Below are 13629 nucleotides of genomic sequence, written 5' to 3'. Positions count from 1 at the left end.
CCTTGAAATCGCCGAAATACTTCGTGATCGCCGCCGTCAGCGTCGTCTTGCCGTGGTCAACGTGACCAATCGTCCCGATGTTCACATGCGGTTTCGTACGTTCGAACTTTGCCTTACCCATGGGGGCCTCCTGCTAACTGGTCCGGCGGTGGGTTGGCACCCACCCTACGGTTTGTGTGTAGGGTGGGCGAATCCCACCGGGCGTCAGGCGAATTTCGCCTGGATTTCGTCACTGATGTTCTGCGGCACCGGCTCGTAATGGTCGAACTGCATCGTGAACTGCGCGCGGCCCGAAGACATCGAGCGCAGAGTGTTGATGTAGCCGAACATGTTGGCCAGCGGCACGAAGGCGTTGATGACATTCGCGTTGCCGCGGCTGTCCTGGCCCTGCACCTGCCCCCGACGGGAGGTCAGATCCCCGATGATGCCGCCGGTATATTCCTCGGGCGTCACCACCTCGACCTTCATGATCGGCTCGAGCAGCTTGGCGCCGGCCTTCTTGAGACCTTCGCGCATCGCGGCACGCGAGGCGATCTCGAAGGCGAGGACCGACGAGTCGACGTCGTGATAGGCGCCGTCCACCAGGACCACCTTGAAGTCGATCACCGGGAAGCCCGCCAGCGGACCGGAATCCATCACTGACTGGATCCCCTTCTCGACGCCGGGGATGTATTCCTTCGGCACCGCACCGCCCACGATCTTGCTTTCGAAGCTGTAGCCTTCGCCCGCCGCGGTCGGCTCGATCTCGAGCTTGATGCGTGCGAACTGGCCCGAACCGCCGGTCTGCTTCTTGTGGGTATAGTCGATCTCAGCCTTGTGGCTGATGGTTTCGCGGTAGGCCACCTGGGGCGCACCGATATTTGCCTCGACCTTGAACTCCCGCTTCATGCGGTCGACAAGGATGTCGAGGTGAAGTTCGCCCATGCCCTTCATGATGGTCTGGCCGGACTCGAGGTCGGTCTCGACGCGGAAGGACGGGTCCTCTGCGGCCAGACGTTGCAGCGCCTGGGCCATCTTCTCCTGGTCGGCCTTGGTCTTGGGCTCGACTGCGATCTCGATCACCGGCTCGGGGAAAGTCATCGTCTCCAGGACCACTGCTTTGGCCGGATCGCAGAGCGTGTCGCCGGTCGTGGTTTCCTTCAGCCCCGCAAGCGCGATGATGTCGCCGGCGAACGCGTCGTCGATTTCCTCGCGGTTGTTGGAGTGCATCATCATCATCCGCCCGACCCGCTCGCGCTTGCCCTTGGTCGAGTTCATCATCTGGTCGCCCTTCTTGAGCTGACCGGAATAGATGCGCGTGAAGGTGAGCGAACCGACGAACGGGTCGTTCATGATCTTGAACGCAAGGCCCGCGAAGGGCTGCGCGTCATCGGCCGACCGCTCGATATTGCGGGTCTCGGTCTCGTCGCCCGGCGCAAAGCCCATATAGGCCGGCACGTCGAGAGGGCTCGGCAGGAAGTCGATCACCGAGTTCAGCAGTGACTGGACGCCCTTGTTCTTGAACGCAGAACCGGCCAACACCGGCACGAAGGAAAGGTTGAGCGTGCCCTTGCGGATCAGCTTGCGCAGGGTGGCAACGTCCGGCTCGTTGCCTTCGAGATAGGCCTCCATCGCGGCGTCGTCCTGCTCGACGGCAAGCTCGACCAGCGTGGCGCGCCATTCGTCAGCCAGGTTCTTCAGCTCGTCGCGGATCGGCTGGCGGGTCCAGGAGGCCCCCAGATCCTCGCCCTTCCAGACCCACTCTTCCATCGAGATCAGGTCGATGATGCCCTCGAGATTGTCCTCGGCCCCGATCGGCAGCGCGACCGGCGCAGGCGTGGCGCCTGTGCGGTCCTTGATCATCCTCACGCAGTTGAAGAAATCAGCACCGATCTTGTCCATCTTGTTGACGAACACGATGCGCGGAACCTTGTAGCGGTCGGCCTGGCGCCAGACGGTCTCGGTCTGCGGCTCGACACCGGCATTGGCGTCCAGCAGGCAGATTGCCCCGTCGAGCACGGCAAGCGAACGCTCCACCTCGATGGTGAAGTCGACGTGTCCGGGGGTGTCGATGATGTTGAACCGGAACCTGGCGTCGGACGTCCCCTCGGCGGTCGGATCCTCCTGGCGCTGCCAGAAGGTCGTGGTCGCGGCGGAGGTGATGGTGATCCCACGCTCCTGCTCCTGCTCCATCCAGTCCATGGTGGCAGCGCCGTCATGGGTTTCGCCAAGCTTGTGGGACTTGCCGGTATAGAACAGGATACGCTCGGTCGTGGTGGTCTTGCCAGCGTCGATATGCGCCATGATACCGAAGTTTCGGTAGCGCTCGAGGGGGTATTCGCGTGCCATTGGTTCGGTTCCCGGCCTTGTCTGTTACCAGCGGTAGTGGCTGAACGCCTTGTTGGCGTCGGCCATCTTGTGGGTGTCTTCGCGCTTCTTCACCGCGGTGCCGCGGGACTGGACGGCATCGACCAGTTCGCCCGCCAGGCGCTCTTCCATGGTGTTCTCGTTGCGCTTGCGGCTGGCGTCGATCAGCCAGCGGATCGCCAGCGCCTCGCGGCGCTCGGGGCGCACTTCGACCGGCACCTGGTAGGTGGCGCCGCCGACCCGGCGCGAGCGCACCTCGACCGAGGGCTTCACATTGTCGAGCGCCTCGTGGAAGACCTCGATCGGGGCGCGCTTGAGGCGACTCTCGACGCGGTCCAGCGCCGAGTAGACGATGCGCTCGGCGACCGATTTCTTGCCGTCGACCATCAGGTTGTTCATGAATTTCGTCAGAACCCGATCGCCGAACTTGGCGTCGGGCAGGACTTCGCGCTTTTCGGCGGCGTGGCGGCGGGACATCGACGTCTCTCCTTACTTCGGACGCTTGGCGCCGTATTTCGAACGGCGCTGCTTGCGGTCTTTGACGCCCTGGGTATCCAGCACACCGCGCAGGATGTGATAGCGGACACCCGGAAGGTCCTTGACCCGGCCGCCGCGGATCAGCACGACCGAGTGTTCCTGAAGGTTGTGGCTCTCGCCGGGGATATAGCTGATCACCTCGAAACCGTTGGTGAGGCGCACCTTGGCAACCTTCCGCATGGCCGAGTTCGGCTTCTTCGGCGTGGTGGTGTAGACGCGCGTGCAAACACCCCGCTTCTGCGGGCAACCCTGCAGGTGCTGGGACTTCTGGCGTTTCACTTTCGGCTGCCGCGGCTTGCGGATCAGCTGCTGGATTGTTGGCATTCCGGTTCCCCGTGTTGCAACCCGTTCAAATCTCGTCTTCGTCGACGCCTCGTGCGTCCACGAAGCGCGAAAGCCGCATGCGCTCCCATCTGCCCGGGAACGACGCGGTGGAATTCCAGAGGATCGGGGCTTGGGGGCCCGGATCGTGACCACTACAGTTCTGATTTCGGGCAAGGCGGACAAGGCCGCCGCCCCGAGTTCGCGCCGTATAGGAGGAGTCGGAGGGCTTGTCAACACCGATCCCCGCCAGAACGGCCCGCCAATGCACGGCCCAATGGCGCATCCTCCCCCTCGAAAGCCCCACCCTTCTTCTGGCTGGAAATATCCCGGGGGGGGCCGGGGGGCAGCGCCCCCCGGCGGGTCGCCCCGGCGCAAGCCGGGGCGAAACCCGAAAAGGCGCCCCCTTCCAACGAAACCGCCCCCGCCATCGCTGGCGGGGGCGCTTCCTCTCCGGCCGCAAGCGACGCCTACTCGTCGCGGCTCTCGGGCGTTTCGACGAGGCCGAAATCATCCTCGTCCGGCTCCATCACGTCCGTCGGGGCGACAAGCGCGGCCGCCGCCTCGGCCTCGGCGCGACGAGCCTCGATCACCTTCTGGTCGCGCTCGGAGGCGATCCGGCGCACGCGCTGGCTGGCCCCGCCGGTGCCCGCCGGGATCAACCGGCCAACGATGACGTTCTCCTTCAGCCCGACCAGCTTGTCGCGCTTGCCCTGCACGGCCGCCTCGGTCAGCACCCGCGTCGTTTCCTGGAACGAGGCGGCCGAGATGAAGGACCGGGTCTGGAGCGACGCCTTGGTGATGCCGAGCAGGATCGGCTGGCCCTCGGCGGCGCGCCCGCCCTTGGACATGACCTTTTCGTTGACCGCATCGAACTCGGCCTTGTCGACATGCTCGCCCTTCAGCAGGGTGGTGTCGCCCGACTCGAGGATCTCCCACTTCTGCAGCATCTGGCGGACGATCACCTCGATATGCTTGTCGTTGATCTTCACGCCCTGCAGCCGGTAGACTTCCTGCACCTCGTCAATCATGTAATTGGCCAGCGCCTCGACCCCCATGATCGCGAGGATGTCGTGCGGCGCGGGGTGGCCGTCCATGATGTAGTCGCCGCGCTGGACATAGTCGCCCTCCTGCACGGGGATGTGCTTGCCCTTGGGCACCATGTATTCCACCGGCTCCAGCGTATCGTCGGCAGGCTCGATGGTGATCCGGCGCTTGTTCTTGTAGTCGCGTCCGAACCGGACATAGCCGTCGATCTCGGCGATGATCGCGTGGTCCTTGGGACGGCGCGCCTCGAACAGTTCCGCCACGCGGGGAAGACCCCCGGTGATGTCCTTGGTCTTGGCGCCCTCGCGCGGAATCCGCGCGACCACGTCGCCGGCCTTGATCTCCTGCCCGTCCTCGATCGAGAGGATCGCATCGACCGACATCGGATAGGTCACCGGGTTGCCCTGCTCGGTGCGGACCGGTTCGCCGGTCTCGGGATCGACGATGAAGATCTCGGGCTTGAGATCGCCGCCCCTGGGCGCAGTGCGCCAGTCGGTGACGATCTTCTGGGTCATGCCCGTCGCGTCATCGGTCTCGTCACGCACCGAGATCCCGGTATAGAGGTCCACGAACTTGGCCACGCCCGCCTTTTCGGCGATGATCGGCAGGGTGTAGGGGTCCCATTCGAACAGCTTGTCGCCGCGCTTGACCGTGGCGCCCTCGGTCACGAAGACCTTGGTGCCGTAGCCGGTCTTGAAGCTCGCCCGCTCGACCCCGTTCTCGTCGATGATCGCAAGCTGCATGTTGCGGCCCGTCACGATCTGATCGCCCGAGGCATTCTCCAGCAGGTTCGGGTTGCGGAACACGATCCTGCCTTCCTGGCTGGCCTCCTGGAACGATTGCTGGCCACCCTGGGCGATGCCGCCGATGTGGAAGGTCCGCATCGTCAGCTGGGTGCCCGGCTCGCCGATCGACTGGGCGGCGATGATGCCGACCGCCTCGCCGACATTGACCATGGTACCGCGGGCAAGGTCGCGCCCGTAGCAGGCGGCGCAGACGCCTTCCTCGGCCTCGCAGGTCAGCGGGCTGCGGATGCGCACCATGGCCACGCCGGCCTTCTCGATCGCGTCGGCCTTGCGCTCGTCGATCAGTTCGTTGCGGCTGACCAGCACCTCGTCGGTGCCGGGTTTCAGCACGTCATCGGCCGAGACCCGGCCCAGCAGGCGCTCGGACAGCGAGGCCACCACCTCGCCATCGTTGACCGCCGCCTCGCAGGTAATCGCCTTGTCGGTGCCGCAATCGTTCTGACGCACGATGCAGTCCTGCGCGACATCCACCAGACGCCGCGTCAGATAGCCCGAGTTTGCGGTCTTGAGCGCGGTATCGGCCAGGCCCTTGCGGGCGCCGTGGGTCGAGTTGAAGTATTCGAGAACGGTCAGACCTTCTTTGAAGTTCGAGATGATCGGAGTCTCGATGATCTCGCCCGACGGCTTGGCCATCAGGCCACGCATGCCGCCCAGCTGCTTCATCTGGGCGGGCGAGCCGCGCGCGCCCGAGTGGGACATCATGTAGACCGAGTTCGGCTCCATCTCGGCGCCGGTGTCGTCCACACGGACGGCCGAGATCTCGGCCATCATCGCGGCGGCCACCTCGTCGGAGCATTTCGACCAGGCATCGACGACCTTGTTGTATTTCTCGCCCTGGGTGATCAGGCCGTCCATGTATTGCTGTTCGAACTCCTTGACCTGGTCGCGGACACCCTCGACGATGGTCCATTTCGTCTCGGGAATGACCATGTCGTCCTTGCCGAAGGAGATGCCCGCCTTGAACGCCTCCCTGAAGCCCATCGACATAATCTGGTCGCAGAAGATGACCGACTCCTTCTGGCCACAATAGCGGTAGACGGTATCGATGACCTGCTGCACCTCCTTCTTGCGCAGAAGACGGTTGACCAGTTCGAACGGCGCCTTGGCGTTCAGCGGCAGCAGCGCGCCCAGGCGCACCCGGCCCGGCGTCGTCTCGTAACGCTTCATCACCTCGTTGCCATGCTCGTCGATCTGCTTGATCCGCGCGGTGATCTTCGCGTGCAGATGCACCTCGCCCGCGTCCAGCGCGTGCTGGACCTCGTCGACATCGGCGAAGGCCATGCCCTCGCCCTTCATGCCCCGGCGTTCCATCGAGACGTAGTAAAGGCCCAGCACCATGTCCTGCGAGGGCACGATGATCGGCGCGCCGTTGGCGGGCGACAGCACGTTGTTGGTGGACATCATCAGCACGCGCGCCTCGAGCTGTGCCTCGAGCGAGAGCGGCACGTGAACCGCCATCTGGTCGCCGTCAAAGTCAGCGTTGAAGGCCGAACAGACCAGCGGATGCAGCTGGATAGCCTTGCCTTCGATCAGGACCGGCTCAAACGCCTGGATTCCCAGACGGTGCAGCGTCGGCGCGCGGTTCAGCAGCACCGGGTGTTCGCGGATGACCTCGTCGAGAATGTCCCAGACCTCGGGGCGTTCCTTCTCGACCAGCTTCTTGGCCTGTTTCACCGTCGACGACAGGCCCTTGGCTTCGAGCCGCGAATAGATGAACGGCTTGAACAGTTCCAGCGCCATCTTCTTGGGCAGGCCGCATTGGTGCAGCTTGAGTTCCGGCCCGGTCACGATGACCGAGCGGCCCGAGAAGTCCACCCGCTTGCCCAGCAGGTTCTGCCGGAACCGGCCCTGCTTGCCCTTGAGCATGTCGGACAGCGACTTCAGCGGGCGCTTGTTCGCGCCCGTTATGACGCGGCCGCGGCGGCCGTTGTCGAACAGCGCGTCCACCGATTCCTGAAGCATCCGCTTTTCGTTGCGCACGATGATGTCCGGCGCGCGCAGCTCGATCAGCCTTTTCAGACGGTTGTTGCGGTTGATGACCCGGCGGTAAAGGTCGTTCAGGTCCGAGGTGGCGAAGCGGCCGCCATCGAGCGGCACCAGCGGGCGCAGTTCCGGCGGAATGACCGGGATCACGGTCAGCACCATCCACTCCGGCCGGTTGCCGGATTCAAGGAAGCTTTCGACGACCTTCAGCCGCTTGATGATCTTCTTGGGCTTCAGCTCGCCCGTGGCTTCCTTCAGTTCCTCGCGCAGCCGCTCGGCCTCGGCCTCGAGGTCGATCTGGGCCAGCATGTCGCGGATCGCCTCGGCGCCGATCCCGGCTGTGAAGGCGTCGGCGCCGTACTGGTCCTGGGCGTCGAGATATTCTTCCTCGGTCATCATCTGGCCGTAGGAAAGGTCGGTCAGACCCGGCTCGATCACGACGTAGTTCTCGAAATAGAGAACGCGCTCCAGATCGCGCAGCGTCATGTCCAGCATCAGGCCGATGCGGCTGGGCAGCGATTTCAGGAACCAGATATGCGCGACGGGGGCGGCCAGTTCGATATGGCCCATGCGTTCGCGCCGGACCTTCTGCAGCGTCACCTCGACGCCGCATTTCTCGCAGACGACGCCGCGATACTTCATGCGCTTGTACTTGCCGCACAGGCACTCGTAATCCTTGATCGGCCCGAAGATCCGCGCACAGAACAGTCCGTCACGCTCGGGCTTGAAGGTGCGGTAGTTGATCGTCTCGGGCTTCTTGATCTCGCCATAGGACCAGCTGAGGATCCGTTCCGGCGAGGCGAGCGAGACCTTGATCTCGTCGAACTGCTTGGGCGCGGCAAGCGGGTTGAAGGGGTTCGTGGTCAGTTCCTGGTTCATCGTTCGATCCTTGAAAGGCTGGCGGAAAGGAGGAAGGGCGGTGGGTTGGCACCCACCCTACGAAACCGGCGTAGGGTGGGTGAAACCCACCATTCGGGGCTTGCCCTACTCGTCCTCCTCCGCATCCAGGAGTTCCATGTTCAGCCCGAGGCCGCGGACTTCCTTCACCAGAACGTTGAAGGATTCCGGCACGCCGGCCTCGAAATTGTCCTCGCCCTTGACGATCGATTCGTAGACCTTGGTCCGGCCTGCCACGTCGTCGGACTTCACCGTCAGCATCTCCTGCAGGGTGTAGGCGGCGCCATAGGCTTCCAGCGCCCAGACCTCCATCTCGCCGAAGCGCTGGCCGCCGAACTGGGCCTTGCCGCCCAGGGGCTGCTGGGTGACCAGACTGTAGGGCCCGGTCGAGCGCGCGTGGATCTTGTCGTCCACCAGGTGGTGCAGCTTGAGGATGTACTTGACGCCCACGGTCACGGGGCGGGCGAAGCGCTCGCCCGTTCTGCCGTCGAACAGCACCGACTGCCCCGAAGTGTCGAAGCCCGCGCGTTTCAGCGCGTCGTTGACATCGGCCTCCTTGGCGCCGTCGAAGACAGGTGTCGCGATCGGCACGCCGCGGGTCACCGTCGCGGCGGCCTCGATCAGGGTTCCCTCGTCCATATCCCTGATGCCCTCTTCGTAGACATCGTCGCCATAGGCCAGCCGCATCGCCTCGCGCACCGGGGTCAGGTCGCCCGTGCGCCGGTATTCGCCCAGCGCATCGTCGATCTTGATCCCCAGGCCGCGCGCGGCCCAGCCCATATGAGTTTCGAGTATCTGGCCCACATTCATCCGCGAGGGCACGCCCAACGGGTTGAGGACGATATCGACGGGCGTGCCATCCGCGAGGAAGGGCATGTCCTCCATCGGCACGACCTTGGAGACGACGCCCTTGTTGCCGTGACGGCCGGCCATCTTGTCACCGGGTTGCAGCTTGCGCTTCACCGCGATGAAGACCTTGACCATCTTCATCACGCCGGGCGGCAGGTCGTCGCCGCGGCGCACCTTTTCGACCTTGTCCTCGAAGCGGTGGTCGAGCGCGCGGCGCTGGGCCTCGAACTGGGCATTCAGCGCCTCGACCTCGGCGGCGTCCTGTTCGCCTTCGAGCGCCAGTTGCCACCACTGTCCGCGCGAGAGCGAGGCAAGCAGATCCTCGGTGATCTGTGCGTTCGCGGGGACGCCCTTGGGCCCCTTGACCGCCACCTTGCCCAGGATCATCGACTTCAGGCGCGCATAGATGTTGCGCTCGAGGATCGCCAACTCGTCATCGCGGTCGCGGGCCAGGCTTTCCACCGCCTCGCGCTCGATCTGCAGCGCGCGCTCGTCCTTGTCGACGCCGTGACGGTTGAACACGCGCACTTCGACCACGGTGCCGTAATCGCCCGGCGGCAGGCGCAGCGAGGTATCGCGCACGTCGGACGCCTTCTCGCCGAAGATGGCGCGCAGCAGTTTTTCCTCGGGCGTCATCGGGCTTTCGCCCTTGGGCGTGATCTTGCCCACAAGGATGTCGCCCGGGCCGACCTCGGCACCGATATAGACGATGCCCGCCTCGTCGAGATTGCGCAGCGCCTCTTCACCAACGTTCGGGATGTCGCGGGTGATTTCCTCGGGTCCGAGCTTGGTGTCGCGGGCGGCAACCTCGAATTCCTCGATATGGATCGAGGTGAAGACGTCATCGCGCGCGATGCGTTCCGAGATCAGGATCGAGTCCTCGTAGTTGTAGCCGTTCCAGGGCATGAAGGCGACGATCACGTTGCGGCCGACCGCCAGTTCGCCCATATCCGTGCAGGGTCCGTCGGCGATCACCTCGCCCTTGGTGACCGTATCGCCCACCTTCACCAGGGGACGCTGGTTGATGCAGCTGTTCTGATTCGAGCGCTGGAACTTGCGCAGGCGGTAGATGTCCACGCCCGCGTCGCCGAGCTCCAGATCCTCGGTGGCCCGCACGACGATCCGCTGGGCATCGACCTGGTCGATGACGCCCGCCCGGCGCGCCTGGATCGCGGCGCCACTGTCGATGGCGACCTTGCGCTCCATCCCCGTTCCGACGAAGGGCGCCTCGGCCTGGATCAGCGGCAGCGCCTGGCGCTGCATGTTCGACCCCATCAGCGCGCGGTTGGCATCGTCGTTTTCAAGGAACGGGATCAGCGAGGCGGCGACCGATACCAGCTGTTTCGGCGAGACGTCGATCAGGTCGACGTTTTCGCGCGGCGCCATGGTGTATTCGCCCGACTGGCGTGTGTTCACCAGATCGTTGACGAAGCGGCCCTGCTCGTCGAGCTTCGCGTTCGCCTGGGCGACGGTGTGGCGCATCTCCTCGGTGGCGGACATGTAGTTGACCTCGTCGGTCACCTGTCCGTCGACCACCTTGCGATAGGGCGTCTCGATGAAGCCGTACTTGTTCACCCGCGCAAAGGTCGCGAGGCTGTTGATCAGGCCGATATTCGGGCCTTCCGGCGTCTCGATCGGACACATCCGGCCGTAATGGGTCGGGTGCACGTCGCGCACCTCGAAGCCCGCGCGCTCCCGCGTCAGGCCGCCCGGGCCAAGCGCCGAGAGGCGGCGCTTGTGGGTGACTTCCGACAGCGGGTTGGTCTGGTCCATGAACTGCGACAACTGGCTGGAGCCGAAGAACTCGCGCACCGCGGCGGCCGCGGGTTTCGCGTTGATCAGATCCTGCGGCATCACCGTGTCGATCTCGACCGAGGACATCCGCTCCTTGATCGCGCGCTCCATGCGCAACAGGCCAACGCGATACTGGTTTTCCATCAGCTCGCCGACCGAGCGCACCCGGCGGTTACCCAGATGGTCGATATCGTCGATCTCGCCCTTGCCGTCGCGCAGTTCCACCAGCGCCTTGATGCAGGCGATGATATCGTCGCGGCGCAGGGTGCGCTGGGTGTCAGGCGCGTCGAGTGCGAGGCGCATGTTCATCTTGACCCGGCCCACGGCGGACAGGTCATAGCGCTCGGCATCGAAGAACAGCGTTTCGAACAGGTTCGTCGCGGCCTCGACGGTCGGCGGCTCGCCCGGACGCATGACGCGGTATATGTCCATGAGCGCGGTGTCGCGGCCCATGTTCTTGTCCGCCGCCATGGTGTTGCGGATGTAGGGACCGACATTGACGTTGTCGATGTCGAGCACCGGGATCTCGGTGATGCCGGCATCCAGCAGTGCCTTGAGCGTGCCGCCCGACACTTCGCCATCGCGGTCGAGTTCCCAGGTCAGTTCGTCCCCGGCCTCGACATAGATCGCGCCGGTCTCCTCGTTGATGATGTCCCTTGCGACATAGCGGCCGACGATCTGGTCGAACGGCACCAGGAGCTCGGTGACCTTGCCCTCCTCGATCAGCTTCTTGACCTGGCGCGGCGTGACCTTGTCGCCGGCCTTGCAGATCACCTCGCCGGTGGCGGCATCGACGAGGTCGTAGGTCGGACGGGTGCCGCGCACCCGCTCGGGGAAGAAGCGGGTAACCCAGCCGCGGTTCTTTTCCAGCCGGAACTGGACGGTGTCGTAATAGGCATCCATGATGCCTTCTTGGTCGAGCCCGAGCGCGTAAAGCAGGGTCGTGACCGGCAGCTTGCGGCGGCGGTCGATGCGCGCGAAGACGATGTCCTTGGCGTCGAACTCGAAATCCAGCCACGAGCCGCGATAGGGGATGATGCGGCAGGCAAACAGCAGCTTGCCCGAGCTGTGCGTCTTGCCCTTGTCATGATCGAAGAAGACGCCCGGCGAGCGGTGCATCTGGGAAACGACCACCCGCTCGGTGCCGTTGACGATGAAGGTGCCGTTCGGCGTCATGAGCGGCATGTCGCCCATGAACACGTCCTGCTCCTTGATGTCCTTGACCGACTTGGCGCCGGTATCCTCGTCGATATCGAACACGATCAGGCGCAGCGTCACCTTCAGCGGGGCCGCATAGGTCATGTCGCGCTGCATGCATTCGTCGACATCGTATTTCGGCTTTTCAAGCTCGTATTTCACGAACTCCAGCACCGACGTCTCGTTGAAATCCTTGATCGGGAAGACCGACTGGAACACCCCCTGGAGGCCCTCGCCGTCGGCGGGCGCCGGTCCGTCGCCCGAGTTCAGGAAAAGGTCATACGAGGACTTCTGCACCTCGATGAGGTTCGGCATCTCCAGCACTTCGCCGATCTTGCCGTAATATTTGCGGAGTCGCTTCTGGCCAAGGTAGGTCTGCGCCATGTCTGTGGTCTCACCTTTCGTCTGTCGCGTCTGCGCGATGCCGTCGGGCCACGGCCGCGCGCCGCTCACGAAACAGGGGGAGAGGTTCCATTCCTGCAAGCCGTCCCACCGGCCGCTCCCGAACCTCGAACCGCGCCTTGAAAAGGGCTCGGGCGATGCAAGCCCTTTTCAAGACAGGTCCGGCCGGACCCGGGATTCGTCCCCCGGACCCAGCCTTTTCATGCGCATCGCGGGCAACACGCCCGCGCCCGGATCACTTGAGCTCGACTTCGGCGCCAGCCGCTTCGAGCTTGCCCTTGATCTCTTCGGCTTCCGACTTGGAGACCTGCTCCTTGACGGCCTTTCCGCCGGCCTCGACGAGGTCCTTGGCTTCCTTGAGGCCGAGACCGGTGATCGCGCGGACTTCCTTGATCACGTTGATCTTGTTGGCGCCGGCGCTCTTGAGGATCACGTCGAACTCGCTCTGCTCTTCGGCGGCGGCGGCATCGCCACCGGCGGCGGGACCGGCCATCATCACGGCGCCGCCGGCGGCGGGCTCGATGCCGTATTCGTCCTTCAGGATCGTTTTCAGTTCCTGCGCCTCGAGCAGCGTGAGGTTCACGATCTCTTCGGCAAGTTTCTTCAGATCAGCCATTTTCTGTTCCGTTCTTTACACATGTTCTGTTCCAACGCGAGGCCGGTGCGGCCCACGCGGGATCACGAAGTTGCTCAAGCGGCTTCCGCACGCTCCTCGATGGTCGAGAGGATGCTTGCGATATTGGAAGCGGGCGCGCCAATGGCACCGGCGATGCTGCTGGCGGGTGCACCGATGCAGCCGACGATCGAGGCGATAAGCTCCTCGCGCGACGGCATGTCGGACACTGCCTTGACACCGGCCCGGTCCAGGGCCGCCTCACCCATCGCCCCGCCGAGGATCTCGAATTTCGAGTTGTCCTTGGCAAAGGCTTCCGCGACCTTGGCTGCCGCCACAGGATCTTCGGAATAGGTGAGCACGGTCATGCCCGTCAGAAGGCTGGCGATGCTGGCGCAAGGCTTTCCTTCCAGGGCGATCTTGGCGAGCCTGTTCTTGGCGACGCGTACGGATCCGCCCGCCGCACGCATGCGCGCGCGCAGATCCTGCATCTCGGCAACCGTGAGACCCGCGTAGTGTGCAACCACCACGACGCCAGAGCTTTCGAAGATCTGGCCGAGTTCCTCGACCACTTTCTCTTTCTGGGCTCTATCCACAGTTTCACTCCAGTTTGGGGGTCACCCCCCGGCTCAGGTCTGCCGGACCGAAGTCCGGCGTTCGGGTCCGCGAGGTCCCGAGGCCAGGATCGCCCGAAGGTCAGACCTTCGCGAAATCTGTCTCGTTTCCCCATCTCGGGAAGGACATTAAGCGCCCCCAGCGGGCCGCACCCTCCGTCTCGGACAGGACGGGGCGTCGCCGCCCCGCCATTCCCGGGCACGAGACCCGGAAATACGCGTG

At 64.4% G+C, this 13629-nt stretch carries 8 protein-coding genes; all 8 read right to left on the bottom strand.

Features of this window, described 5'->3' with window-relative positions; translation table 11 throughout:
• A partial coding sequence (locus ENN83_RS07325; protein ID WP_287185043.1) for a GTP-binding protein occupies nucleotides 1–121 on the bottom strand: 121 nt, incomplete at its 3' end.
• Nucleotides 122–204: 83 nt separating this feature from the next.
• Nucleotides 205–2328 carry an elongation factor G gene (gene fusA / locus ENN83_RS07320; protein ID WP_287185604.1) on the bottom strand — a complete coding sequence of 708 codons (2124 nt, stop codon included), beginning with the start codon at nucleotides 2326–2328 and terminating at the stop codon, nucleotides 205–207.
• A 24-nt stretch (nucleotides 2329–2352) separates the two neighbouring features.
• Nucleotides 2353–2823 carry a 30S ribosomal protein S7 gene (gene rpsG, locus ENN83_RS07315; RefSeq protein ID WP_132697050.1) on the bottom strand — a complete coding sequence of 157 codons (471 nt, stop codon included), beginning with the start codon at nucleotides 2821–2823 and terminating at the stop codon, nucleotides 2353–2355.
• 12 nt (nucleotides 2824–2835) lie between these two features.
• On the bottom strand, nucleotides 2836–3207 hold the full coding sequence (gene rpsL / locus ENN83_RS07310; RefSeq protein ID WP_132546720.1) for a 30S ribosomal protein S12: 372 nt from the start codon (nucleotides 3205–3207) through the stop codon (nucleotides 2836–2838).
• 467 nt (nucleotides 3208–3674) lie between these two features.
• On the bottom strand, nucleotides 3675–7919 hold the full coding sequence (gene rpoC, locus ENN83_RS07305; protein ID WP_287185602.1) for a DNA-directed RNA polymerase subunit beta': 4245 nt from the start codon (nucleotides 7917–7919) through the stop codon (nucleotides 3675–3677).
• Nucleotides 7920–8024: 105 nt separating this feature from the next.
• The gene (gene rpoB / locus ENN83_RS07300; RefSeq protein ID WP_287185600.1) at nucleotides 8025–12161 is read right to left on the bottom strand and encodes a DNA-directed RNA polymerase subunit beta; all 4137 of its coding nucleotides are present in this window, start codon (nucleotides 12159–12161) and stop codon (nucleotides 8025–8027) included.
• Between the two features lie 253 nt (nucleotides 12162–12414).
• Entirely contained in the window at nucleotides 12415–12795 is a 381-nt protein-coding gene (gene rplL, locus ENN83_RS07295) for a 50S ribosomal protein L7/L12 (protein WP_287185599.1), read from the bottom strand.
• A gap of 74 nt (nucleotides 12796–12869) precedes the next feature.
• Nucleotides 12870–13388, bottom strand: coding sequence for a 50S ribosomal protein L10 (gene rplJ, locus ENN83_RS07290; RefSeq protein ID WP_287185597.1), 519 nt, complete (start codon nucleotides 13386–13388; stop codon nucleotides 12870–12872).
• Nucleotides 13389–13629: the final 241 nt, after the last annotated feature.

Source organism: Rhodovulum sp., assembly GCF_011048875.1.
GTDB lineage: Bacteria > Pseudomonadota > Alphaproteobacteria > Rhodobacterales > Rhodobacteraceae > Rhodovulum > Rhodovulum tesquicola.
Note: the sequence above shows the minus strand (reverse complement) of the source record. Positions and strands in the feature narration are given on the sequence as shown.